Source organism: Acinetobacter lwoffii, assembly GCF_022809915.1.
Classification (GTDB): Bacteria; Pseudomonadota; Gammaproteobacteria; order Pseudomonadales; family Moraxellaceae; genus Acinetobacter; species Acinetobacter lwoffii_M.
This window is the reverse complement of record NZ_JALGQY010000017.1, coordinates 32,801-56,368: the sequence shown is the minus strand read 5'-3', so window position 1 is coordinate 56,368 and position 23,568 is coordinate 32,801. Positions and strand designations below refer to the sequence as shown.

Annotated in this window: 26 protein-coding genes; 9 read left to right on the top strand and 17 right to left on the bottom strand. The window is 42.7% G+C overall.

Features of this window, described 5'->3' with window-relative positions:
* Positions 1-240: 240 nt before the first annotated feature.
* Positions 241-765 (top strand): carotenoid oxygenase family protein, encoded by a 525-nt coding sequence (locus tag MTX11_RS10260; RefSeq protein ID WP_017398030.1) that lies wholly within the window; start codon positions 241-243, stop codon positions 763-765.
* 269 nt (positions 766-1,034) lie between these two features.
* Here the strand turns inward: MTX11_RS10260 and MTX11_RS10255 are convergent, their stop codons facing one another.
* Together MTX11_RS10255 and MTX11_RS10250 are read right to left on the bottom strand one after the other, a co-directional pair.
* Positions 1,035-1,829 carry a nitroreductase family protein gene (locus MTX11_RS10255; RefSeq protein WP_243475053.1) on the bottom strand — a complete coding sequence of 265 codons (795 nt, stop codon included), beginning with the start codon at positions 1,827-1,829 and terminating at the stop codon, positions 1,035-1,037.
* A gap of 71 nt (positions 1,830-1,900) precedes the next feature.
* Positions 1,901-2,701 (bottom strand): enoyl-CoA hydratase-related protein, encoded by an 801-nt coding sequence (locus MTX11_RS10250; RefSeq protein ID WP_114540872.1) that lies wholly within the window; start codon positions 2,699-2,701, stop codon positions 1,901-1,903.
* Positions 2,702-2,804: 103 nt separating this feature from the next.
* Between MTX11_RS10250 and MTX11_RS10245 the strand changes: the two genes are divergently transcribed.
* Positions 2,805-3,374, top strand: a complete 570-nt coding sequence (locus MTX11_RS10245; RefSeq protein ID WP_243475052.1) for a nicotinate-nicotinamide nucleotide adenylyltransferase — start codon at positions 2,805-2,807, stop codon at positions 3,372-3,374.
* 5 nt (positions 3,375-3,379) lie between these two features.
* Here the strand turns inward: MTX11_RS10245 and MTX11_RS10240 are convergent, their stop codons facing one another.
* The gene (locus MTX11_RS10240) at positions 3,380-4,285 is read right to left on the bottom strand and encodes a LysR family transcriptional regulator ArgP (protein WP_004731695.1); all 906 of its coding nucleotides are present in this window, start codon (positions 4,283-4,285) and stop codon (positions 3,380-3,382) included.
* Positions 4,286-4,390: 105 nt separating this feature from the next.
* Here MTX11_RS10240 and MTX11_RS10235 point away from each other — a divergent pair, with 105 nt between their 5' ends.
* The gene (locus MTX11_RS10235; protein ID WP_004279088.1) at positions 4,391-4,996 is read left to right on the top strand and encodes a LysE/ArgO family amino acid transporter; all 606 of its coding nucleotides are present in this window, start codon (positions 4,391-4,393) and stop codon (positions 4,994-4,996) included.
* Between the two features lie 408 nt (positions 4,997-5,404).
* The gene (locus MTX11_RS10230) at positions 5,405-5,968 is read left to right on the top strand and encodes a YceI family protein (protein ID WP_005106431.1); all 564 of its coding nucleotides are present in this window, start codon (positions 5,405-5,407) and stop codon (positions 5,966-5,968) included.
* 87 nt (positions 5,969-6,055) lie between these two features.
* Here the strand turns inward: MTX11_RS10230 and MTX11_RS10225 are convergent, their stop codons facing one another.
* The 5 genes from MTX11_RS10225 to dapD all read right to left on the bottom strand — a co-directional run bounded on the left by MTX11_RS10225 (position 6,056) and on the right by dapD (position 9,393).
* On the bottom strand, positions 6,056-6,514 hold the full coding sequence (locus tag MTX11_RS10225; RefSeq protein ID WP_005106433.1) for a peroxiredoxin: 459 nt from the start codon (positions 6,512-6,514) through the stop codon (positions 6,056-6,058).
* 82 nt (positions 6,515-6,596) lie between these two features.
* A complete protein-coding gene (locus MTX11_RS10220; protein WP_005097581.1) occupies positions 6,597-7,010 on the bottom strand; it encodes a hypothetical protein in 414 nt (137 codons plus the stop codon).
* A gap of 16 nt (positions 7,011-7,026) precedes the next feature.
* A complete protein-coding gene (gene queC / locus MTX11_RS10215; protein ID WP_005097579.1) occupies positions 7,027-7,695 on the bottom strand; it encodes a 7-cyano-7-deazaguanine synthase QueC in 669 nt (222 codons plus the stop codon).
* Between the two features lie 34 nt (positions 7,696-7,729).
* Positions 7,730-8,440 carry a 7-carboxy-7-deazaguanine synthase QueE gene (gene queE / locus MTX11_RS10210; protein WP_148334603.1) on the bottom strand — a complete coding sequence of 237 codons (711 nt, stop codon included), beginning with the start codon at positions 8,438-8,440 and terminating at the stop codon, positions 7,730-7,732.
* 131 nt (positions 8,441-8,571) lie between these two features.
* Entirely contained in the window at positions 8,572-9,393 is an 822-nt protein-coding gene (gene dapD, locus MTX11_RS10205) for a 2,3,4,5-tetrahydropyridine-2,6-dicarboxylate N-succinyltransferase (protein WP_004645637.1), read from the bottom strand.
* A gap of 319 nt (positions 9,394-9,712) precedes the next feature.
* Here dapD and carO point away from each other — a divergent pair, with 319 nt between their 5' ends.
* A complete protein-coding gene (carO, locus tag MTX11_RS10200; RefSeq protein WP_243475051.1) occupies positions 9,713-10,444 on the top strand; it encodes an ornithine uptake porin CarO in 732 nt (243 codons plus the stop codon).
* A 58-nt stretch (positions 10,445-10,502) separates the two neighbouring features.
* On the opposite strand, the gene MTX11_RS10195 is transcribed toward carO, so the two are convergent.
* The 8 genes from MTX11_RS10195 to MTX11_RS10160 all read right to left on the bottom strand — a co-directional run bounded on the left by MTX11_RS10195 (position 10,503) and on the right by MTX11_RS10160 (position 18,521).
* On the bottom strand, positions 10,503-11,732 hold the full coding sequence (locus MTX11_RS10195; RefSeq protein WP_243475050.1) for an OmpP1/FadL family transporter: 1,230 nt from the start codon (positions 11,730-11,732) through the stop codon (positions 10,503-10,505).
* A gap of 93 nt (positions 11,733-11,825) precedes the next feature.
* Positions 11,826-12,749: a CysB family HTH-type transcriptional regulator gene (locus tag MTX11_RS10190; protein ID WP_180086195.1), complete on the bottom strand. Its 924-nt coding sequence runs from the start codon at positions 12,747-12,749 to the stop codon at positions 11,826-11,828.
* 53 nt (positions 12,750-12,802) lie between these two features.
* The gene (locus MTX11_RS10185) at positions 12,803-13,864 is read right to left on the bottom strand and encodes a sulfate/molybdate ABC transporter ATP-binding protein (protein WP_004645633.1); all 1,062 of its coding nucleotides are present in this window, start codon (positions 13,862-13,864) and stop codon (positions 12,803-12,805) included.
* Between the two features lie 11 nt (positions 13,865-13,875).
* Positions 13,876-14,769: a sulfate ABC transporter permease subunit CysW gene (cysW, locus tag MTX11_RS10180; protein ID WP_004279077.1), complete on the bottom strand. Its 894-nt coding sequence runs from the start codon at positions 14,767-14,769 to the stop codon at positions 13,876-13,878.
* Positions 14,766-15,599, bottom strand: a complete 834-nt coding sequence (cysT, locus tag MTX11_RS10175; RefSeq protein WP_004279076.1) for a sulfate ABC transporter permease subunit CysT — start codon at positions 15,597-15,599, stop codon at positions 14,766-14,768. The genes cysW and cysT overlap by 4 nt, the downstream gene beginning before the upstream one ends.
* An 86-nt stretch (positions 15,600-15,685) precedes the next feature.
* The gene (locus MTX11_RS10170) at positions 15,686-16,291 is read right to left on the bottom strand and encodes an RBBP9/YdeN family alpha/beta hydrolase (RefSeq protein ID WP_005247530.1); all 606 of its coding nucleotides are present in this window, start codon (positions 16,289-16,291) and stop codon (positions 15,686-15,688) included.
* A gap of 32 nt (positions 16,292-16,323) precedes the next feature.
* The gene (locus tag MTX11_RS10165) at positions 16,324-17,337 is read right to left on the bottom strand and encodes a sulfate ABC transporter substrate-binding protein (protein WP_243475049.1); all 1,014 of its coding nucleotides are present in this window, start codon (positions 17,335-17,337) and stop codon (positions 16,324-16,326) included.
* A 176-nt stretch (positions 17,338-17,513) separates the two neighbouring features.
* Positions 17,514-18,521 carry a sulfate ABC transporter substrate-binding protein gene (locus MTX11_RS10160; protein ID WP_191112700.1) on the bottom strand — a complete coding sequence of 336 codons (1,008 nt, stop codon included), beginning with the start codon at positions 18,519-18,521 and terminating at the stop codon, positions 17,514-17,516.
* Between the two features lie 160 nt (positions 18,522-18,681).
* Between MTX11_RS10160 and pabC the strand changes: the two genes are divergently transcribed.
* From pabC to MTX11_RS10140, 4 genes are all read left to right on the top strand, one after another.
* Entirely contained in the window at positions 18,682-19,494 is an 813-nt protein-coding gene (gene pabC / locus MTX11_RS10155; RefSeq protein WP_071852278.1) for an aminodeoxychorismate lyase, read from the top strand.
* A gap of 1 nt (position 19,495) precedes the next feature.
* Entirely contained in the window at positions 19,496-20,554 is a 1,059-nt protein-coding gene (mltG, locus tag MTX11_RS10150) for an endolytic transglycosylase MltG (RefSeq protein WP_071852277.1), read from the top strand.
* 2 nt (positions 20,555-20,556) lie between these two features.
* Positions 20,557-21,156, top strand: coding sequence for a dTMP kinase (tmk, locus tag MTX11_RS10145; protein ID WP_004279070.1), 600 nt, complete (start codon positions 20,557-20,559; stop codon positions 21,154-21,156).
* 95 nt (positions 21,157-21,251) lie between these two features.
* Positions 21,252-21,668: a PaaI family thioesterase gene (locus MTX11_RS10140; protein WP_005103804.1), complete on the top strand. Its 417-nt coding sequence runs from the start codon at positions 21,252-21,254 to the stop codon at positions 21,666-21,668.
* Positions 21,669-21,776: 108 nt separating this feature from the next.
* Here the strand turns inward: MTX11_RS10140 and nadB are convergent, their stop codons facing one another.
* Positions 21,777-23,411 carry an L-aspartate oxidase gene (gene nadB / locus MTX11_RS10135; RefSeq protein ID WP_180086189.1) on the bottom strand — a complete coding sequence of 545 codons (1,635 nt, stop codon included), beginning with the start codon at positions 23,409-23,411 and terminating at the stop codon, positions 21,777-21,779.
* Positions 23,412-23,568 lie beyond the last annotated feature (157 nt).

Here is a 23,568-nt window from a genome sequence, read left to right as displayed (position 1 = left end):
GTATTACTCATATTATATTCACTGAGGCGTGTTCATCTTAGCGCGCCGTCAGTCTACATTTGAAAAACAGTCAAACTGCTTTTGTTATTATAAAATTTGCCCTAGCACTCCAGATAAAAAATACAATAAGGAAAATAACAATGCAGTGGCCAAAACCGCTGAGCAGAATGCTCAAAAATACGCTTAGTAAATCCATTCAATACAGTGCAGAAATTCTGCATAGTCGTATTCCCTATTCCAGTGCACTCCAAAGCATTGATCCGCTCGATTCAGGGACCGATCGAAGATCAGGATATACGACTAGAGCGCTTTATTTTTGAACAAGGAACGGGAAAAGTGACACGAACCGTATTATCAAATATCAAGCAGGAATTTCCACGGATTAATGAAGCATTTATTGGGCGACAGTATCGTTATATCTATAGTATTTCTTTTGGTGAATTTGACGATCCTTCCCATGTCAGCAGCAATACGGTGATGTGTTTTAATTTAAGAACCAGAACCACAGAAAGTTACTCCTTTGGAGAAAACTGGGTTACTGGTGAGGCAGTCTTTGTCGCACGGGAAAATGCTCAGGCTGAAAATGATGGCTGGCTAATGTCTTATATCCATGCTTTAGATTGTAGCCCCTCGAAAGTTGTAATTCTGGATGCCCAGCATATTACAGAAGGACCCATTGCAACGATTCATTTACCAGTTCGGGTACCGGTCGGATTTCATTGTAACTGGATTGATTATCGGAAATTAAGAGCGAACTATTCTTAAAAAATGATTTAGCATCGACTTGTATTTGCTCTAAATAGATTTCTTCCTTTTCGCCATCCGCGTATCAAATATTATTTCTTTTCAAAATAGTAGTGAATTTACATTGAGGTGACATGGATGTCACCTGCCAGACAGAGGTTCAAGGACGAACCTTCTGTCTGGCAATGGCTTTGGTTACTTTGGCCTGTCAAAGTAACGAAAATGCCTACGCGTATATCAGTTAATTTAAGAAAACAGTCGAGGCCGTGATATTCATTCAATAAACATACTTAAATCTTCTGAATAAACAGTTCACGATCAAAACGGTACTGCGGGAAGAATACTCCATCTTCGGCACGTTCACCCGCACCAATTACCATGACCGGATACTGTTCATCATTTAATTTCAGAATTTCACGAACCATCGGCTCATCGAAACCTTCCATCATACAGCTGTCAAAACCATAGGCTCGCAAGGCTAAAACCAGATTTTCACAAGCAAGCGCCGTCGTTTTGGTCGCCCACAGTTTCGCATCAGCTGGGCTGAAAGCAGACACTGGCATTTGTTTGTCCAGTGTACGGGCAACTTTGAAAGCCACTTTCTTAAAGTTACCAAAAGCATTCAGATAACCAGTCTTATAGTTGTAGGGAATATATTTATAGTATTTCTTAATCGCGGGCGGTGCTTCTGGAAATGGAAATTCATTTACATTACGTTTCGCCATTTCATCGATACGGTCGGTACGTGCGATACAGACAATTAGCTCAGAAGCTGTTTTGGCTGCCAGTTGACTCATACAGGCTTTGACCAGATGTTTTTTCTTGCTTGAATTTTGTACCACATAAAAAGTCCAAGGCTGCAAGTTCGACGAATTCGGGGCCAACAATGCCAGATCCAGACAGGCATCTAGAACTTCAACAGGAATTGGCTTTTTGGTAAATTTACGTACTGAACGTCGGCTTTCAATTACTTTACGAAAATTATCGACATCTATATCTTGGGGTGCAGGTTCGTAATAACGTTTCTTTTCTGGATTTGAACTATCTGTTGTTTGGGAAGAGGTTTGGGAGTTTTGATTTGGCATACTTCAGATTCTTGGAAAAATAAAAGATTGAGGCAGTCTAAACCACCTCATTGAACTCATAAGTTTGAAAATTAGTTGAATTGTGTGAAATCAGGTTTACGTTTTTGCATAAACGCTTGAACCGCTTCCAGCATTTCTGGCGAGCCGACACGCTGCATGAAAATTTCTGCTTCATGGTCAATCCATTCTACAATTTCATTCACATTGTGTTTCATCAAGGATTTGGATTGCACCAGTGATGCCAATGGCAGGGCAGAGAGCTGGGCAGCTTGTTCTGCTGCTTTAGTGTAAACATCTTCTTCAATGCTATTCACCAGACCTGCGTCGAGCGCTTTTTCGCTATTGAATTTTTGCGCAGTCAGCAATAATTCTGCCGCTTTATGATAACCCGCTTGCTGAATCAACAGCTTGCTTGAAGCGCCTTCAGGCGATAAACCCAGACTGACAAATGGAATCTGGAACAGGGCAGTATTGTCACTATAAACCAGATCACAATGCAGTAAGATTGTCACGCCAATGCCGATTGCAACACCACGCACCGCAGCAATCAAAGGCTTGGAAAATTTTGCAGCAGATTTGAGTAAAACAAACGGCGGGCCTTCAGCAGCGGGTGCCTGACCTTTCTTCGCAGCAGATTTCATAAAATCCTGCATATCATTACCGGCACTAAAGTCTGCATCCTGACCACGCAATACAACTACACGAACTTCAGGTGCCTGATCAGCTTCATCCAAGGCTTTCGCAATCCAGAGATACAGCTCGCTATATAACGCATTTTTCGCTTCCGGGCGATTGATGGCTAAAGTGAGTACACCATGTTCTAAATTCGCATTCAAATGCTCATGAGGTTGTTGAATACAGCTCAGTGTCATCGTACTATCCTTGCTTTAAAACTTAATTTGATTTTATGGGAATGATTATGTCGCATATTTATTGGGACAGCACAACTCATGAGTCATAAAAAACTGATCCCTTATGAACTATACATTTGATTATCTGGTTTTCATTGGCCGTTTTCAGCCTTTTCATCTGGCACACATGCAAACCATTAACATTGCCCTGCAGCATAGTCAACATGTGATTTTGGCTCTGGGTTCTGCGCAAAATGAACGCAATATCAAGAATCCATTCTTGGCTTCGGAGCGTGAAGCCATGATCCTGTCAAATTTCAGTCCTGAAGATCAAGCTCGGATCAAATTTGTAGAAGTCATTGATGTTTATAATGATGAAAAATGGCAAAAACTGGTGAAATTGCTGGTGAATCAGGTTATTGAACCGGATGCCAAAGTTGGGCTGATTGGGCACTTTAAAGATGATTCTTCTTATTATTTAAAGTTTTTTCCAGAATGGGAAATGGTCGAACTTGACAGCCTGGAAGATGCCTTATCCGCCACGCCGATGCGTGAAGCTTATTATCGTGGCGAAATTCAACGAGATAAATTTCCACAAGGCACGATTGATTTTCTAGAGAATTTCCAAAAAACCACGACCTATCAGCAACTCAGTGAAAAATTTGCCCAGAATGATAAAACCAATCTGCTTTAAAAGTATCAGGTTGTTATGGGTTGATTCATGGTAGTTTGAGCATGCTGTTTCAAACATTCGCCTAAAATTTCCAGGGCAGACGACTGTTCTTTCCAGTGATGCCAATACAAGGGTACTTCAATTCGCATCTCACTCGAAAGTTCAAGCAGTTCACCTGACTCCAGCAAATCCCTGGTTTGATAGTCCGGCAGCCAGCCATATCCTAGACCCATGACAATCGCATCAAAAAATGCATGGGTCGATGGAATAAAGAAATGAGGATATTGAGCAAGGTTCAGGCCAAATTCGTGCTGAATAAACTGGGTATGTAGCTGGTCTTTTTCATTAAAAATAATGGCAGGGGCAAGGCGTAGCGCATCCCGATGTACCCCTTGATGAAACCAGTTTCGGGAAAAGTCAGGGGTGGCGACCAGACGATACTGCATCTGCCCGATCAACTCAGCCCGGCAACCTTTCATTGCCTTACTCTCTGTACTCAAACAGGCATTGACGAGACCTGCTTCTAACAGATGATGAGTCTGTGATTGATCATCCACCTGAAAATGCAACACAATTTTATGCTGGATCAGCTGGGCTTGTAAGGTTGGTAATAGCCAGGTCGCGAGCGAATCAGCATTGGTGGCAATATTCAGACAATAGAAACCTTCCTGTTGCAATTGTCCACCCAAATCCTGCATCAGATTCTGTTCTAGCAAACGTTGATGCTGTAAATAATGCAATAAGGTTTGTCCGGATTGAGTCACACGGCAAGGCCGATCTCTCACCAGAAGCAATTGTCCCAATTTTTTTTCCAGACTTTGAACACGAAGGGTCACTGCCGAGGCAGTAATATTTAGCTGCTCGGCAGCCAGATCGAAACTTCCCGTTTTTGCAACTGCGTAAAAAGCATCACATTGTTTCGCATTCAGCATATCTGTTATCTAAAAATAATTTAGTTAAATTGATATTAACTTAGTTTTAATTAATCGCATCCATTTTGTTGAATAATTCATTTATTCAAAAAAAAGGGGAATGTGATGTTCAGTTATATGATGAGTGGTTTTGCAGTGGGAATGAGCCTGATTGTCAGTATCGGTGCACAGAATGCTTTTGTATTAAAACAAGGTTTAAAACAGCAGCATGTGTTCTGGGTCTGTGTGATTTGTGCCTTGTCTGATTCCATTTTAATTCTGCTTGGCGTACTGGGCTTTGCGCGCGTCATTGAACATTATCCGGATATTGTTATATTTTCTAAATATATTGGCGCAGGATTCCTATTTTATTATGGTTTACACCATGCGATCAGCGCATTTAAATCAACAGAGGTTTTGGCACCAAGTGGTCAGCTAACAGAGCATTTTCTACAAGTACTGATGATCTGCCTGGCTTTTACCTGGCTGAATCCGCATGTTTACTTAGACACAGTCATATTGATTGGATCAATTTCAACCCAATACGCTTTAGGAAAATGGTGGTTTGCTTTAGGTGCTGTCTGTGCTTCCTGGTTTTTTTTCTTTAGTTTGGGATATGGAGCAAAAATACTGACGCCTTGGTTTCAACATCCAAAAGCATGGAAAATACTGGATGCTATTATTGCATGTACCATGTGGGGCGTCGCGGTGTCATTAATACTCAGTATTTGATTCAGGCTACGAAAGTGGATAGATTGGTTAAGAGTTGTCTAAACGTGTCATTTTAGATAGGTATCGAGAATGGTTAGCGCAAAAAACAACTCTTTTCAGTACTGCAAGCACATAGATATTTCAATATAAATTGAACTTAAAATAAACGATCTGTTTGTACAAAAAATTTATAAAATCAGAATTTTATAAGATGGCGCAAGTCTCCTGTTAGCCTAGCAGGGCCACTTATAAGAGAAAAACCAGCACAAGCATTTTGTCCGTTAGTCATGAATGATTTTACAAAAACTTCAATAAACTGGTATAAAAATAACGAAAACCTGTTCGCTCAAAAAACAAGAAAATTTAGTTTCAGATTAAGCCGTGTACTTAAATCCGGTCAATAAGAAATTAAACAAGGTGGATTTAAAATTGAAAACAACAATAAAAACTGGGCTCCTTAGCTTGGCGATCTGTTTAGCTTTGACCAGTCAGTCTTTTGCAAGATCATGGACCTTAACTCCCAAAAGTGATGTCGGTTTTGAGATCAAGTCGATGGGTCTTACTGTAGTTAAAGCCAAGTTCAATCAGGTTCAATCCACGATGCAGTTTGATGCTAAAGCACCGCAAAATGCCTCAACCCATCTGGTCATGGATGTGGAAAGTTTAAGCTTTAGTAAGCCGCTATTTAAACATATGATTCTGGGCGAAGACCTGTTTTATGTAGAAAAATATAAGACTGTAATTTTTAAAAGTATCCAGTTTAAAGACTTGGGCAATGGCAAATACAATGTTTTAGGTCATTTAACCCTGCGTGGTGTGACCAAGCCTGTGATTTTCGAAACAACGTTTAAACCCAGTATGTCGAATGCCAACCTGCTTGATGTTCAGGCATCTGCCGTGATTAACCGTAGGGATTTTGGTATGAAAAAAGGAATTGCCGGCGTAGGGGATAAAGTGAATCTTCATCTATCAGGCCAGTGTGAAATGAACTAGGGTAGATATAAAATACTTGATGATATGAACGTTATTGTAAAAAAAGCTCGAATATTTCGAGCTTTTGTCTATACGGTAAGCATGCAATTAAGCAGCTTGCAAAGCTTTTAAATCTTCCAGAACTTGTTCTGCATGACCTGCTGCTTTGACCTTACGGTATTCTTTGACCAGTTGGCTATTATGGAAAATAAAAGTTGAACGCTCAATGCCCATTACTTGTTTGCCATACATGTTCTTTTCTTTAATCACATCAAAGTGATTGCACAACACTTCTTCTTTATCGCTGATCAGATTGATACTCAAATTTTGCTTTTCAGTAAAGTTCTGATGCGCTTTTACCGAATCACGTGATACGCCAAGAATTGTGGTGTTTAAAGCATCGAACTGATCTTTTAAACAGGAAAAGCCAACTGCCTGAGTCGTACAGCCCGGTGTAGAATCTTTAGGATAAAAATAAATCACCAGCCATTCTGTATTTAACTGGGTTAAATTAATTTCCCCTGTCGTCGCAGGAAAATTCTGGTCAAGCAAACTAATTTCAGACATAAAAACTCCTGTTTTCTCTAAATTTTTTCAAAAAAAATAAGCCACATTATAGTGGCTTATTTTATCAAAGAATAATCAGATATTATTTCTTTGGTGCCGCTTGGGCTGATTTCATTGCTTCTTCAGTCAAAGTTTTCAGTTTGCCTGTTAACTGTGGACCAAAGCATGCTTGAAGATCTTTATTCTGCTTCTGTACAAAAGCTAAAGTGCCTGGGCTTTTCTTCTGGTTAATGGTGCTTTGAATTTCCCATTTTTGTGCATTGGTTAATTTTCCATCTGCTTCAATAGCACAACCACAATATTTGCTGACTTCAGCAGCCGTCAATTTTTTACTTTTGCCAGTTTCATTTTTACAAACATTGATCAATGCAGATTTTACATTGGTGCTTTTATAAGCTTGTTGTAATTTGTCATCAGCCGCTTGAGCCGTAGTTGCGAACATAGCAGCAGCTGAAACAATTGCTGAAAGCACGATGCTTGATTTTAAATTCTTCATAAACTCTACCTTGTTATTACGGTATATAACGTGTCGGGTCTTCAACACCTGCGTCCGCAAAACCCTGTTTACGTAAACGACAACTGTCGCATTTGCCACAGGCACGTCCTTGGTCATCTGCTTGATAGCATGACACCGTTTGACTGTAGTCTACGCCATGTTCAATACCTAAGCGAATAATATTTGCTTTGGATAAATGTAACAAAGGTGTTTCAAATTTGAGCGCCTGACCCTCTACGCCAACCTTGGTCGCAAGGCGTGCCATGTTGGCAAATGCGTCAATAAATTCCGGACGGCAATCCGGATAACCGGAGTAATCAACTGCATTAATTCCGATAACAATCGCTTCAGCTTCGAACACTTCAGCTGCTGCTAAGGCGTAAGACAAGAAGATGGTATTACGTGCCGGAACATAGGTAATCGGAATGCCAGCCTGTTCATGGTCGGGCACCTCAATACTATGATCGGTAAGGGCTGAGCCACCCAGATTACCCAGATCAATATTGATCACTCGATGTTCCACACCCGCACGTTGCGTTAAAGCCTTTGCTGCATCCAGCTCGGTGGTTGAACGCTGACCATATCGAAAACTGAGTGCGATACATTCATAGCGTGCCTGCGCCCAAGCCAGACATGTTGTTGAGTCTAATCCGCCAGATAACAGTACAATGGCACGAGGGCGCATAAGCTGATTCTCCAAAAAAATACTTTACAAAAAATTAACGACCAGTTTCATCATTCCATAACAACTTGTGCAGTTGTAACTGGAAACGAACAGGGAGATGGTCTTCTAAAATCCACTGAGCCAAATCACGTGCCAGTGGAGGTAAACAAACCGCACCTTTTTCGACCGCAAATGCAGGCGAAAACCAAACTGTACTCACTTTGTCTTGAAGTTGGTACTGTTCAAGCTGCTGTTTTGACCATTCATAATCTTCACGATTGCATATCACAAACTTGATTTGATCATGTGCAGTTAAATGATCGAGATTAGAAAGCAAATTCCGTGCAACTTCACCTGAAGTTGGTGTTTTTAAATCTAAAACTTTGGAAATACGCGGATCCACTTTGGACACATCTAAAGCGCCACTGGTTTCAAGTGAAACTTCACATCCTAAATCCGCAAGTCGCTGCATCAGGGGCAGGGCATTGGGCTGCGCCAGTGGTTCACCGCCGGTCACACAGACATAAGGGGTTTTAAAATCAAGCGTGGTCTGGATAATATCGTCCAGAGACTGACGCTCACCGCCTTCAAAGGAATAGGTGGTATCACAATAGCTACAACGCAATGGGCAACCGGTTAAACGGATAAATACTGTTGGCAGTCCTGCAGCATTGGCTTCACCTTGCAATGAATAGAAAATCTCCGTAATGCGTAAACCCGCAGACGGATCAGAGACAGGAATTGCGGAAGATCGAAGCGTATTCATAACAAAACTAACCAATGAGAAATAAATAACCGGGTATAAAAATAAAAATCCCTACGATTATTACTAATCGTAGAGACAAGGAGCAGTTGAAGCTCCGAGGAACACAAATGTGTCCTCTAAGTTAAGACATCTTAGTCTTCACGTAATAGATCGTTCAGACTTGTTTTAGAACGAGTTTGTGCATCAACTTTTTTCACGATGATGGCAGCATACAGGCTGTAAGTGCCACACTTAGAAGGGAGACTACCAGCAACAACGACTGAACCTGCTGGTACGCGACCATAATGAATTTCGCCAGTGGCACGGTCATAAATCTTGGTTGATTGACCAATGAATACGCCCATTGAAATCACAGAACCTTCTTCAACGATTACGCCTTCAACGATTTCAGAACGTGCACCGATAAAGCAGTTATCTTCAATAATGGTTGGATTCGCTTGAAGCGGTTCAAGCACACCACCAATACCTACACCACCTGACAAGTGAACATTTTTACCGATTTGCGCACATGAACCTACAGTTGCCCAAGTATCAACCATCGTGCCTTCATCTACATAAGCACCGATATTGACATAAGAAGGCATCAAGATCACGCCTTTGGCCTGGAAAGAACCTTTACGTGCAACAGCAGGCGGTACAACACGTACGCCAGCAGCCTTGAATTGTTCTTCAGTCCAACCTGAGAATTTAGTCTCTACTTTGTCATAGAAACGAAGATCACAAGCTTCCATTGGTTTGTTGTCGTTCAATTTAAATGATAACAATACCGCTTTTTTAATCCATTGATGAACAACCCATTCACCATCGATTTTTTCAGCAACACGTAAAGTACCATTGTCTAGGCCAGCAATTACTTCCTCAACTGCTTGACGGATTTCAGCAGAGCAATCTGCAGCTGTGAAATTCGCACGGTCTTCAAACGCTTGTTCAATGATTGTTGAAAGCTGCGACATGATCTTCCTTCCAGAAAAAAATTTTCTAGATTTTACACTATATTGCATTAAAAATAGTTGAGCAGAGCTAAAATAGATGAAAAATCGCCAAAAGCGTGGGAAATTTGAAATAATGAACGTGATAAGTGTTATTTTTCATTATTTTAAAATGTAGGAGAAGTGTTAGAAAAATCCAGGTTATCAACAAGAAAAATTAATTTGTATCAAAAAATAACAAAAGATCAGCAAAACGTGAATAAAAAATATTTTTTAAGTCCTTTATATTGAGCTCATCACGAATAACTAATGATCAAAATAAGTTCTTTTGAGGAGAGAAATAATGAAATCTTTACATAAAATTTTAGCAGTTTCTATTTTGGCTGCAGCAGCTGGTTCTGCTATGGCTGCTGATGAAACGATCGTAACAGATGAAGGTGTAGCATCTTTCTCTTTCTTTAAACCTGCAGCTGTTCGTGCTGAAGTCGGTACTACCGGTTATGGTGGTGCAATTTCCTGGAGTGCTAACCCATATGTAGGTGTCACTTTAGGTTATAACGGCGGTGATATTTCCTGGTCGGATGATTTATCAATCAATGGTTCTGATTATGACCTGGATATGGACAATAACCTGACTTACCTAAATGCTGAAATCCGTCCTTGGGCAAACTGGTTCTATATGGCGGCTGGTGTAGCTTATGTAGATAATCAATATGATATCGATCGTCGAGTTCGTTCGGGTGAAACCTTCTCCGTAAATGATGTTGAATTCAAGGCAGTAGGAGATGCACGTATTAGTGGTGACCTATCTTATAAAAATAATATTGCACCCTACCTAGGTATTGGTTTCTCTCCAGCGATTACTAATCGTTGGGGTGTGTTTGGTGAAATTGGCGCTTACTACAATGGAAATCCAACAGTTAACTTAACTTCAAGTGGAGTTGCTACTCCTACAAATCCTGGAGTTATTGCTGACTTTAACCAACAAGTTCAGTTGGAAGAAGATGATATTCGTAACGACAATGAGTACGAATGGCTACCAGTCGCTAAACTTGGTGTAAGCTTCCGCTTCTAAGATTTAACCTCATAAAAAAACGGGCTTCGGCTCGTTTTTTTGTTTTTTTAGAACAATTTTAAAAGTGGTAACCCAGTTTCAAACCTGCGATCCAGGCACTGTTATCAGAAACTGCGGATAAACCTGCGATCTGTGGCGTAATAGGTTCTGATAAGGAAATTTCAGGTTTTTGAAACTTTAAATAATATAGTCCTGTAGCAATATCCCAGGTTTCTTGAATCTTATAAAGATGACCTAGTCCGATGCCCCAATAGCCATCACTCGGATTCAGGGTTGAAGCCGGATTTCCTGTACCAGAATCCCATAAGAGTTCGATCGAATTTATGCCAAAAGTTGGCCATTGATGAGCAAGTCCGATTTTTCCAGACCATTGATCCTTACGATAATCAATCATTCTAAAAGATTTTACTTCAGGGAACTGTAAGGCCGCATAGTCAATTACAGCGCCAAATTTAGGCGGCTGGATCACGAAATTTTGCCAGTTTGACCAACGCAGCGTGCCATAGAGCGCATTTTGATCAGTTAAAGCTGTCTGAAAATCCAAGTTCACAGACTGTGGAGTTTGAATTTCTGTATAAGGTGCTGGATTTGTACCTACAATAATGGATTCAGTGGTTTTATTGTGATGAGTAATTGCAGAACGATAGGTCAGTGCGGTTCTAAAAAAATATTCAGGAATCTGATAACTGATTCCTGCAAGCCAGCCCCAAGCGGGATCTCGTTCAAATGTGGCTCGATAACCATTGAATATATAAAATGTCTGCCCGGATAAATATAAATTTCCCTCTAAGCTTTGATAACTTAGCCCTGTATAAAAATTCCAGTTATCGTTTGGTTGAAAGCCAATTAATGAGGTCAAATTATGGCTCTCAAACTGAATAGTAGCAGCCTCAATTGGAAGCGCTGCACCTGCAAAAACAGGATCATAATGATAAGCGATATCTATAGAATAAGGTTGATCGTAAATCAGTCCCCACGACACTTGAGGATTCAACTGGAATTTTAATGCGACATTGGAGATCAATTGGTTATGGGCAAGATTTCCTGTTGAAAAATCGGTGATGCCTAATTGTTGCAGCTCTTCGGTATGTTGTACCTGACCGCTGATATCAGGGCGAATCCAGGCCAATGAAACTTCAGCATAATGATTTTTTTCAAAAAACGATTGGATGCTTTGGTTAGATTGTTCAAACGCTGCTGCATAACCTGACCCGGAGAAAAACAAGCCCATGGAGAAAAGAGCAAATTTATGATTGATCATCTTGGTATAATTCAATTTATTATGCACGTGATTATGCTTGATATTTATATTCTTTATCCACTCAAAAAATAAAAAAGAGGCGATGTAGCCTCTTTGATTAAAAACTTAAAATACTGCAATTTATTCGTCTGGATAAGCCACTTTTTTCAGTGCCTTAATATCTGCGTCTGGTGAGCAGAGGGAAATAAACTCGTAGCCATAACCGCGTAATAAATGACCTTTACGCACTGCAATCCAGGTGGTATTTACGCCGAAAATATCGGTTTCAATCTGCTTTAAACGGTAATCCCGCTCCGGGTCATAGGCCACATCGTTGACAATGCCGACACCCATATTCATTTCTACATAGGTCTTGATGACATCGGCATCCAGCGCGGACATCACAATATCCACATCAAAACCAGCTTCTTCAAAAGCGGTATCAATCTTGGAACGACCGGTAAAACCACCGTGATAGGTAATAATCGGGTAGTGCGCCAGATCTTCAATACGCACGTGTTCCTTACTCGCCAGTGGATGATTCTGCGGGGTAATAATACTGTGTTGCCAGTTATAATAAGGTACGCTGGCCAGATTATCTTCAGTGGTGAGTGCTTCGGTCGCAATACCGATATCGGCTTGACCTTGCAGCAGCATTTCCGTGATTTCAACCGGGCTGGCCTGTTGCAAAATCAAATGTACTTTAGGGAATTCTTTTTTGAATTGGCTGACAATTGGTGGCAACACATAACGCGCCTGGGTATGCGTCGTGGCAATCGTCAATGTGCCTTCATCGACTTTATTGAAATCATCGGCCAGACGTTTGATATTGTCGGCATCGACCAGCATGCGTTCCACAATGCCTAAAAGTGCCTGACCTGGTTCGGTTAAGCCCAGTAGGCGTTTACCTTTACGGATAAATAGCTGTACTCCCAGTTCATCTTCCAGATCTTTAATATGCTTACTTACCCCGGACTGTGAAGTATAAAGCGCAGCCGAAGCTTCAGTTAAATTAAAGTTTTGTCTAACCGTTTCTCGTATAATTCTTAATTGTTGGAAATTCATAATTCTCTTACCCTAGAAGAGGATGGGGCATTTTAAAGCCCCATCTTTTGATCTTAAGCGACCTGGTTTTCAAATAAATGCAAGTTAACCGCACTTAACCAAACAGTTTGATTTGGGCGGAATTGATGCGCTCTCGCTTCATCAGGTGTGAGTAAAATTTCGATCAGATTGCCTTGACGGTCATTTAGCTCTGCAACGACTTTACCCGCGATCCATAATTCACGAATGAAGGTCGCCTGAATGGCATTGTCGTGTGGCTGTGCATGGATGCGTAGTTCATCTGGACGTGCGAATAAAATCACTTCACCTTGAGCGGCATTTTTTGCACCCTCGAATTGAATACGGTCTTCACCGAGCTGGATGATGCCTGCATTGTTTTGACCTTCAAAACGGTTCGCCTGACCCAAAAAGTCGAATACAAATGGAGTTTTCGGGGTTTCATAGACCTCACGCGGTGAACCGATCTGCTCTACATTGCCTTTGTTCATTACTACGATCTGATCTGCAACTTCAAGTGCTTCTTCCTGATCATGAGTCACGAAGATCGAAGTAATATGCAATTCGTCATGCAGGGTACGTAACCAGCGACGCAGTTCCTTACGTACTTTGGCATCCAGTGCACCGAAAGGTTCATCTAGTAATAATACACGTGGTTCAACGGCCAGAGCACGTGCAAGGGCAATACGCTGACGCTGACCCCCAGAAAGTTGAGCTGGATATCGGTCAGCCAGGAAACCGAGCTGAACCAAGTCGAGTAAACGTGTCACGCGTTTTTTAATTTCCGCTTCCGATGGACGGGTTTTACGTGGACGCACACGCAGGCCAAAGGCGATGTTGTCAAATACCGTCATATGACGGAACAGGGCATAGTGCTGGAATACAAAACCGACTTCACGCTCACGCACATGAACATTGGTGGCATCCTGACCTTCTAAAATCACTTGGCCACCATCCGCAGATTCCAGGCCGGCAATAATCCGTAGCAAAGTGGTTTTGCCACAACCAGATGGGCCAAGAAGCGCGACCAGTTGACCATCTGGGAAATCCAGCGAGATATTTTTCAGTGCATGGAATGCACCAAAGTGTTTTTCAATATTTTGTACTTGAATACTCATGTGGGCATTCCTTAAGAAACTGTTGAATCTTCATTACGTTTGTCTTGTTTTTCCTGGCGCAGTTCCACCCATGTTTTTAAAATCAGGGTCACAATTGCGAGGAGAGCCAGAAGCGAAGACACGGCAAACGCAGCACTAAAGGTATATTCGTTATAAAGAATTTCGACGTGTAGCGGCAAGGTATTGGTTTCACCACGGATATGGCCGGAAACCACCGACACCGCACCAAATTCACCCATGGCCCGCGCATTACACAGAATCACGCCATAGATCAGACCCCATTTGATATTGGGCAGGGTCACTTTCCAGAAAGTCTGCCAGCCAGATGCACCGAGTACAATCGCAGCTTCTTCTTCTTCGGTCCCTTGTGCTTCCATTAACGGAATCAACTCACGTGCAACAAAAGGTACAGTAATGAAGATGGTCGCCAAGACAATTGCAGGCACCGCATAAAGAATCTTGATATCATGATCCATCAGCCAGGAACCCATCCAGCCTTGCGTACCGAAAATCAGCACCAGCATCATACCCGCGATCACAGGTGAAACCGAGAAAGGGAGATCAATAATGGTGGTCAGGAATGATTTCCCCGGAAAGTTGAACTTCGCTACAGACCAGGCTGCCGCAACACCAAATACGACGTTGAGCGGTACTGCGATTGCAGCCGTCAGCAAGGTAAGTTTTACTGCCGACAGAGTATCCGGATGCACCAGCGCTTGGGTATAAACGCCAACCCCTTGTTTAAAGGCTTCAACAAAAACCAGAATCAAGGGCAGAATCAGGCAGCTTAAAAAGAAGATTAAGGCAATAGTGAGCAGCGTATAACGTACCCAAGTTGGCTCACGGGTTGCATCACGGGATTGCAACTTTTCAGCCAGCGCATTGCTGTTGGTATTTAAACTCATCGCGCAGTTCTCCCGGTACGACGGCTAGCCCATGCCTGTAATAAGTTAATCAGGAATAGCATCACGAAGGAAATCAGTAGCATTACGACAGCAATCGTGGTTGCACCGGCATAGTCATATTCTTCTAGGCGAGAAATAATCATTAAGGGTGCAATTTCCGTTTCAAAAGGCTGATTACCAGCAATAAAGATCACTGAACCATATTCACCGACACCACGGGCAAAGGCTAAAGCGAAGCCAGTGATCAGCGCAGGCAGCAGAATTGGGAAAATCACTTTGGTCACAATCTGAAAACGGTTGGCACCCAATGCAGATGCAGCTTCTTCCAGTTCGGTTTCCAGATCGCTAAGGACTGGCTGAACCGTACGCACTACAAAAGGCAGACCAATAAAGATCAATGCCAGTGTAATACCAATCGGGGTATAAGCGACTTGAATGCCAATCGGTTCTAAATATTGACCAATCCAGCCGGTCGGTGCATATAAAGAGGTCAGGGCAATACCCGCAACCGCAGTGGGTAAGGCAAAAGGCAAATCTACCAGGGCATCGACAATACGTTTGCCCGGAAAGCTGTAACGTACCAGACACCACGCCAGTAACAGGCCAAACACTACATTGACCAGTGCAGCGACAATGGCCGCGGTGAAACTTAACTGCAATGATTTCAAGATACGTTCAGAGCTCAGGATTTCCCATAAGCCATCCCAGCCAATGCCCAGTGATTTAATAAAAACAGCTGACAGCGGGATCAAAACGATTAATGACAAATACGCTAGGGTAAAGCCTAGAGAAAGACCAAATCCTGGCAGCACTCGGGATCGCTGCGACATGATTACTCCTCAGAAGAGAGAAAGCTGATTGAAGTCAATCAGCTAAAATAAAAAAACAATTTGGGCACAAGCATAATTTGCAGCGACTAAAATGCAAATTTAAAATAACACTTGCTCTCATCAACTTTGCTGATATGGGGCATAGTGTTTTCTGAAATCAAATAGTGTTCAATTTCAGGAAAAGGGCCAAAACCAGAAGCGACATTGACATGACCGACTGCACCCAGATTAATTGGTTTGATTTTCCAGGTTTGGGCCAGTATGTGGGCATCTTCAAAACTTAACCAGGGATCATTTTCACTGATCAATAACGTGGTGGGCACCTGAAGCTTGAGCTGTTGAAAATAGGTGCTGTAGTCAGTCTGACTGTCGCGCGAAAAACCATTTTCCCCAAATCGTGCCGGATTAGCTGGTGCCACCAATAGCAGATTTTTTACTTTTGCATTGAGTTCGGGATGTTGGGCAAGGGCCGCAATACTGGTCAGACAGCCAAAGCTGTGTGCGACAATCTGAACCTCTGCTGGAATGGCTTGCAGAGTTTTGACAAATTCTGCTACCCAGATATCCAGTACCGGATGATTCCAGTCCTTTTGCTGCACACGGGAGCATCGCATCAGCCGGTGCTGTAAGCAGGTTTGCCAGTGGTTGTATTCACTGCCACCTACACCAGGAACGATAAGCGTATGAATCATGTCGATGCTCCTATATCAATCAGCTTGGAAAATTATTTCGCGCTGTTGGCTTTAACGATCTGGTCAAATACACCACCATTTTCAAAGTGAGCCTTTTGTACTTTGTTCCAGCCGCCAAATTCCTGATCAACCGTCACCAGTTTTAATGGCTTAAATACTTGGCTGTATTTGGCCAGTACTTTGGCATTACGTGGACGATAATAATGTTTACCTGCCAGGTCTTGACCCAATGGCGAATACAGGAAGTTCAAATAACCTTGAGCCAAGTGCTGGTTGCCTTTTTTCTTGGCATTTTTTTCTACAATCGCCACCGGTGGCTCAGCCAGAATCGACAGAGAAGGGGTAATAATTTCAAATTTGCCCGGCTGTTCGCGAAGGGCCAAATGTGCTTCGTTTTCCCAAGCGAGTAAAACATCCCCGATGCCACGTTCAGCAAACGTCGTGGTTGAACCACGTGCCCCGGAATCCAGAACTTTGGTATTTTTATAAATTTTACGGACAAATTCTTGCGCAGTCTTATCATTACCGCCTGCCTGATGTTTGGCCCAAGCCCAAGCCGCCAGATAATTCCAGCGTGCACCGCCTGAAGTTTTCGGGTTTGGGGTAATAATTGCTACACCGGGTTTAACCAGATCACCCCAGTCCTTAATCCCTTTAGGATTGCCTTTACGCACCAGGAATACGATAGTTGAAGTATATGGGGTTGAGTTTTGCGGCAATTTCTTCTGCCAGTCCGCAGGTAATAGTTTGGCTTTTTCTGCCAGTACATCAATATCGGCAGCCAATGCCAGCGTGACCACATCGGCATCCAGACCATCAATCACCGAACGTGCCTGTTTGCCCGAACCACCATGTGATTGTTTGAAATTGATTTTTTGTCCGGTACGGCTTTCCCAGTATTTGCCAAAATTTTTATTTACATCTTCATAGAGTTCACGGGTCGGATCATAAGATACATTGAGAAAATCACGTGCTGTTGCACCAAAAGAGGCTGCCGAGATAATAGCTGCTAAAACCCCGAGTTTTAATGTGTTCGAAATGCTCATATGAACCCCAATTTCTGATATGTTCTGTAACATAAGCGCAGAATAAACCTATTCTTTATGCATAAAAAATAATTAAAAATGAATTTAATATGAAAAAAAGAGATAAATAAACTCTTAAGTGATTGAAATAAGAATGGCCTTATGAATAAAGGCCATAATGAACTGCATTTAAAGTATTATTTTGCGTGATTGGCTTTGACAATCTGATCAAACACACCGCCATTGTCAAAATGCTGTTTCTGAACCTTGGTCCAGCCACCAAATTCTTTATCAATGGTGACCAGTTTTAAGGACTTGAATACGGTACTGTATTGCTTTAATACATTCGCATTACGTGGACGGTAAAAGTTTTTCGCCGCCACAGTCTGTCCAGCAGGTGAATAGAGGTAATTTAAATAGGCTTTGGCCAGATGTTCATTACCATCTTTCTTGGCATTTTTTTCTACGATTGCCACGGGTGGTTCAGCCAGAATAGACAGAGAAGGAGTAATGATTTCAAATTTTCCCGGCTGTTCGCGGACGGCCAAATGTGCTTCATTTTCCCAAGCCAGTAATACATCCCCAATCCCGCGTTCAGCGAAAGTCGTGGTAGCACCACGTGCACCCGAATCCAGTACTTTGGTTTGTTTGTAGATTTGACGGACAAAGTCTTGTGCTTTGGCATCATTGCCACCTTTCTGGTGTTTGGCCCACGCCCAGGCAGCCAGATAATTCCAGCGTGCACCACCTGAAGTTTTTGGGTTCGGGGTAATAATGTCTACGCCTGGTTTAACCAGATCTCCCCAGTCTTTGATTCCTTTTGGATTGCCTTTACGTACAAGAAAAACGATGGTTGAAGTATAGGGTGTCGAATTCTGCGGGAATTTCTTTTGCCAGTCTTTAGGCAGCAAACCACGTTCTGCAATTTCATCAATATCTGCTGCCAGTGCCAGTGTTACAACATCGGCATCCAGTCCGTCAATCACGGCACGTGCCTGTTTGCCTGAACCGCCATGTGACTGTTTATAGTTAATATCCTGACCGGTGGTTTTTTTCCAGTAAGCACTGAATTCTTTATTAAAGTTGTCGTACAATTCGCGAGTCGGGTCATAAGATACGTTCAGGAAATCTTTTGCTGAAACGCTCAATGCGCTTGCTGAAAGTAGCGCTGCCAGTACCCCGATTTTTAATTTACGCGTGTTCATTTTTTGCCTCAAGTTTTTTAGCTTTTGTTAGATGAGGCAAGAATAGCTTGAGATTTTTTGCATAAAAAATAATTAAAAAAGAATTGGATGTGAGTAAAAAAGATATATAGGTGAAGCCTGAATCTGACTGCTCGATTTTTCATTTTAGAGGCTGCAAAATATGCTGTATTTAAAAAATGCTCAACCTGCCAGCCATATAGATCTGCTGGATCGTGGCTTTCATTATGGTGATGGCTGTTTTACCACCGCCCGGATTCGGCATAACCGGATTGAATTATATGATCGTCATATGGCACGTTTGCAAATCAGCAATCAGAAATTAAGCCTGAATGCCAATCTTGATCTGATTGCAGAAAGTTTACAGCTTCTCGGGGAATCAGAGGGTAAGCTGAACGGGACATTAAAGATTGTGCTCAGTCGTGGAGTGGGTCAGCGCGGTTATAGTTTGCCGGATCATCCTGCAGATCTCTGGCTATTTTATTATCCTCAAACCGTACAGGATTTTAAGTTTGAGCAGATTCAAAGTGGCATTTTACAGCAGGCATTAGGACTGACGATGCCGAGTCTGGTAGGGCTAAAAACCTTAAACCGTCTAGAGCAGGTTTTGCTGAAACAGGAAGCAGATCAAAGCGGCTGGCCTGAGGCCCTGGTGACAGATGTACAGGGCGGTGTTGTCGAAGGGGTAAGCAGTAATTGTTTCATTCGTATAAACAATACATGGATTACGCCGGAACTTCGTTATAATGGCGTCTTCGGTGTCATGCGTGCAGAAATTCTACAACGTATGCAAGATCAGGGAATTAGCTGTCAGCAACGCTGTATCGATATGGATGAAATCAACCATATTCAAAGCCTGTTTTTCTGCAATGCACTCAGCCCGATGAAAATTGTCACGCAATTTGAGCAGCGAACCTTGGATGGCGATGCTTGTATTGAAATTTTTAACCGTCTTCGATTGAACCAGATGTCTTAATATGTCAGCTTCCAAACCTAAAGCCAAAAAGAAAAATAAAGCGAGATTCTCCTCATCTTTCAAAGGAATTGCCTTGGTCCTGATTGGTATTGCTTTGATCTTGGCATTGATCCTGAAAAGCAGTTTGTGGAAGGATTATCCTGTAGAAGGAAAAAAACAGCTGCTCGCGATTGAATCTGGTCAAACCTATTCCGGTTTTATTGATCGTCTGGCTAAAGAAAATCAGGTGAGTTTTCCGATCATTCTCAAACTGTATCAGCGCATCATGATTCATGACACTATGAAAGCGGGCGTGTATGAAGTGCGCCAGGGCATGAGCATCCGTCAGGTCTTGGAGATGATTTCCGATGCAGACAATGCCCAGATGAGCCGGATTCTGGTGATTGAAGGAACGACTTTTAAGCAACTGATTGATGCCCTGAAGAAAAATGATCTGGTCACCAAAGAAGTGCTGCATCTGCCTACTGAGCAATTACTCAAAGAACTGAATATTCCGTTTTCACATCCTGAAGGGCTGTTTGCACCGGATACTTATTTCTTTGCCAAAGGTGAAACTGACCGTAAAATTCTGACCAATCTTTATCAGCGACAGATGAAAGCACTGGATGAGGCGTGGGCGAAACGTGCAACTGATCTGCCATATCAGAATAAATATGACGCGCTGATTATGGCATCGATTATTGAAAAAGAGACCAGTGTAGATCGTGAATTGGAACAGGTTTCTGGGGTATTTGTACGCCGTTTAAAAATTGGCATGCGTTTACAGACCGATCCAACAGTGATTTACGGAATGGGCGATAATTATAATGGCAATATTACCCGTAAAGATTTACGCACACCGACGCCGTATAACACCTATACTATTTCAGGTTTGCCGCCAACGCCAATTGCGTTGCCAAGCAAGAAAGCCATTGAAGCAGCCATGCATCCGGATAATTCTGACAACCTGTATTTTGTCGCTACCGGTAATGGTGGACATAAGTTCACGAGCAATCTGAATGACCACAATAAAGCCGTACAGGAATATCTGACGATTTTACGCTCGAAAAATAAGGAATGAGTATGTTTATTAGCTTTGAAGGCACAGAAGGTGTAGGTAAAACCACGCTCATTCGTTCGATCTATGAAGATTTTATCGCCCAGGGCAAAGATGTTATTTTGACTCGTGAACCCGGTGGAACCCCGATGGCTGAGCAGATTCGCTCGCTGTTGCTGGCTGTGAACCATGAAGAAGCCATGGCGCATGATACCGAGCTGTTATTGATGTATGCGGCGCGTGCCCAGCATCTGGCACAAGTGATTCTGCCCGCATTAGAAGCTGGGAAAATTGTCTTATGTGACCGTTTTAGCGATGCCAGCTTTGCCTATCAATGTGCAGGTCGGGGTCTGAGCGAAACCAAGTTGCAGTTACTGAATGACCACTTTGTCGCACGCATGCCGGACATCACGTTCTGGTTAGAAGCACCTATTGAACTGGGGATGAACCGAGCACGTGAACGTGGTGCGCTGGATCGCTTTGAACAGGAAAAAGTCACTTTCTTTGAGAAAGTGAGAGCGGGATATGAAACTTTATGGCAACGTCATCCTGAACGGATCAAACGTCTGGATGCAACTCAAACGCCTGAGCAGGTATTTGAGCAGGCCTTAAGTTATTTAAAATAAGCCGATTATTAAAATACTTTTTATTTAATTTTTCTCTAGGTTTATCTGTGAAGAATCTTCTATATTAAGGCTGATATAGAAGATTTTTTAATCATATGAAAACGACCAAAACTGAGATAGAACAATTTTTACAACAAGAATTTCCACAAAGCCTGGAGAAGTGCCGGATTGAAGCCGTTTCTCCGCGTGGAGCCACTTTGCTTTATCAGGTGAGATCAGAGGAATTGCGTCCAGGCGGCACGGTTTCTGGCCCAACCATGATGACCTTGGCGGATTTTGCTCTTTATGTTGCCATTCTGGGTGAAATTGGATTGGTCGGTTTGGCTGTCACGACCAATCTGAATATCAACTTCTTACGTAAACCTTCAGGTGGGACAGATATACGGGGAGAGTGTAAGCTGATCAAGGTCGGCAAGGCACTGATCGTGGGAGAAGTCTGGATTTATTCGATAGATCATGAAGAACCTGTGGCGCATGTGACCGGAACATATTCAATTCCACCACAACGTTAGATGTTTGAAAGTTAGATGACCACTCTAAATAGCCTAAGCTGACTTTGAGCAAATAAAAATCTAAAAAGAAAAGGAGATATCACCCAAGGGTGTTATCTCCATCCACTTTTAACAATTCACCAAAGGTGTTTCCACTTCAAAATTTGGTGGGACGAGGACTGTTTTACGTAGTTCTGGTAGCAGCTCGGGATAATCCAAGGTGAAATGCAGACCGCGAGATTCTTTGCGGTGCATGGCACAGCGCACGATCATCTCAGACACTAAAACTAGATTGCGCAGCTCGATCAGGTTTTTGCTGACCTGGTAATCCTGATAATACTCGGTAATTTCTTTTTTCAGCATTTCAATGCGATGTAGTGCACGTTCCAAGCGTTTGGTGGTGCGGACAATGCCCACATAGTTCCACATGGTCTGACGTAGCTCATCCCAGTTTTGCAGAATCACCACATCTTCATCCGGGTTGGTCACCTGAGAATCATCCCAAGATGGGACTGCAGGAGCTGGCTGATCGGCCTTGAAATTTTCCTGAATGTGCTTGGCTGCACTCATTCCATAGACAAAACATTCTAAAAGTGAGTTACTGGCCATACGGTTAGCACCATGCAGGCCAGTATAAGAGGTTTCCCCAATTGCATAGAGTCCAGCAATATCAGTCTGACTGTTTTCATCGACCACGACGCCACCGCAAGTGTAATGGGCTGCCGGAACGACTGGAATCATGTCTTTGGTAATATCGATCCCTAGTTCAAGCAAACGGGCATACAGAGTCGGGAAATGCTCTTTGACAAAGCTTTCATCTTTATGGGTAATGTCCAGCCAGACATGACGAATACCGAGACGCTTGATTTCATAGTCGATGGCACGTGCCACAATATCACGCGGTGCGAGTTCGGCGCGTTCGTCAAAACGCAGCATAAAGCGTTCACCATCAGGCAGGCGCAGATAAGCGCCTTCGCCACGCATTGCTTCAGTAATTAGGAAAGAACGTGCTTGTGGATGATAAAGGCAGGTCGGGTGAAACTGGTTAAATTCCATGTTGGCGACCCGGCAGCCGGCACGATAAGCCATGGCAATACCATCACCCGTGGCAATGTCGGGATTTGAGGTGTAAAGATAAGCTTTCATAGCACCGCCACAGGCAAGGGCGGTAAATGGAGCCAAGAAGGTATGCACTTTTTCAGTTGTTTCATCCAGGGCATATAAACCCAGCGCACGATTATCGCCGTCTAAACCGAGCTTTTGTGAACAGATCAGGTCAATCGCAATATAATTTTCAAAGATTTTAATATTCTGTTTTTCTTGGGCCCGTTGTACCAAGGTGGTGGAAATGGCACGACCAGTCGCATCGGCCGCATGAATAATTCGGCGCTGTGAATGACCACCTTCACGGGTGAGATGTAACTGTTCCTGTTCATCCAGAGTAAATTGCACGCCGTGTTTCAGCAGGAAATCAACTGAAGGTTTGCCACCTTCTACCGTCTGTTTAACCGCATCCATTTCACATAGCTGTGCGCCTGCAATCATCGTGTCATCAATATGCTGTTCAATTGAGTCCATTTCATCCAATACTGCGGCCACGCCGCCTTGCGCATAAAAAGTGCTGGCATCTGTCAGGGTGGATTTCGCCAAGACTGCAATATTAAAATGATCCGGGAGCGATAAGGCTAAACTTAAACCGGCACCGCCACTGCCCACAATAATGACGTCAAATTGATGGGTAAGGGATAAATTAGACATGTCCATCAGCTAATTTTAAAAAAAGTTTGGTAATAACAGCGCTTTTTTGTACAAAAGGCAAGCGTTAAAGTGCTCATTTATTGATGAAAAAAATTAATCAAAGCCTTAACTTAATGCTTTAATAATGAGATATTGCCCGGAATAAAGTATTGAAACATATTAT

Bases quoted from the DNA above. Each gene is read 5' to 3' on its own strand.
- nadB (WP_180086189.1), bottom strand. From the start codon at position 23,411: ATGGACATGTCTAATTTATCCCTTACCCATCAATTTGACGTCATTATT.
- MTX11_RS10225 (WP_005106433.1), bottom strand. From the start codon at position 6,514: ATGTCTGAAATTAGTTTGCTTGACCAGAATTTTCCTGCGACGACAGGG.
- MTX11_RS10185 (WP_004645633.1), bottom strand. From the start codon at position 13,864: ATGAGTATTCAAGTACAAAATATTGAAAAACACTTTGGTGCATTCCAT.
- MTX11_RS10190 (WP_180086195.1), bottom strand. From the start codon at position 12,749: ATGAATTTCCAACAATTAAGAATTATACGAGAAACGGTTAGACAAAAC.
- MTX11_RS10240 (WP_004731695.1), bottom strand. From the start codon at position 4,285: ATGCTGAATGCGAAACAATGTGATGCTTTTTACGCAGTTGCAAAAACG.
- carO (WP_243475051.1), top strand. From the start codon at position 9,713: ATGAAATCTTTACATAAAATTTTAGCAGTTTCTATTTTGGCTGCAGCA.
- pabC (WP_071852278.1), top strand. From the start codon at position 18,682: ATGCTGTATTTAAAAAATGCTCAACCTGCCAGCCATATAGATCTGCTG.
- MTX11_RS10235 (WP_004279088.1), top strand. From the start codon at position 4,391: ATGTTCAGTTATATGATGAGTGGTTTTGCAGTGGGAATGAGCCTGATT.
- MTX11_RS10220 (WP_005097581.1), bottom strand. From the start codon at position 7,010: ATGAAGAATTTAAAATCAAGCATCGTGCTTTCAGCAATTGTTTCAGCT.
- MTX11_RS10170 (WP_005247530.1), bottom strand. From the start codon at position 16,291: ATGATTCATACGCTTATCGTTCCTGGTGTAGGTGGCAGTGAATACAAC.
- MTX11_RS10245 (WP_243475052.1), top strand. From the start codon at position 2,805: ATGAACTATACATTTGATTATCTGGTTTTCATTGGCCGTTTTCAGCCT.
- dapD (WP_004645637.1), bottom strand. From the start codon at position 9,393: ATGTCGCAGCTTTCAACAATCATTGAACAAGCGTTTGAAGACCGTGCG.
- MTX11_RS10255 (WP_243475053.1), bottom strand. From the start codon at position 1,829: ATGCCAAATCAAAACTCCCAAACCTCTTCCCAAACAACAGATAGTTCA.
- tmk (WP_004279070.1), top strand. From the start codon at position 20,557: ATGTTTATTAGCTTTGAAGGCACAGAAGGTGTAGGTAAAACCACGCTC.
- cysW (WP_004279077.1), bottom strand. From the start codon at position 14,769: ATGAGTTTAAATACCAACAGCAATGCGCTGGCTGAAAAGTTGCAATCC.
- queC (WP_005097579.1), bottom strand. From the start codon at position 7,695: ATGCGCCCTCGTGCCATTGTACTGTTATCTGGCGGATTAGACTCAACA.
- cysT (WP_004279076.1), bottom strand. From the start codon at position 15,599: ATGTCGCAGCGATCCCGAGTGCTGCCAGGATTTGGTCTTTCTCTAGGC.
- mltG (WP_071852277.1), top strand. From the start codon at position 19,496: ATGTCAGCTTCCAAACCTAAAGCCAAAAAGAAAAATAAAGCGAGATTC.
- queE (WP_148334603.1), bottom strand. From the start codon at position 8,440: ATGAATACGCTTCGATCTTCCGCAATTCCTGTCTCTGATCCGTCTGCG.
- MTX11_RS10250 (WP_114540872.1), bottom strand. From the start codon at position 2,701: ATGACACTGAGCTGTATTCAACAACCTCATGAGCATTTGAATGCGAAT.
- MTX11_RS10160 (WP_191112700.1), bottom strand. From the start codon at position 18,521: ATGAACACGCGTAAATTAAAAATCGGGGTACTGGCAGCGCTACTTTCA.
- MTX11_RS10165 (WP_243475049.1), bottom strand. From the start codon at position 17,337: ATGAGCATTTCGAACACATTAAAACTCGGGGTTTTAGCAGCTATTATC.
- MTX11_RS10140 (WP_005103804.1), top strand. From the start codon at position 21,252: ATGAAAACGACCAAAACTGAGATAGAACAATTTTTACAACAAGAATTT.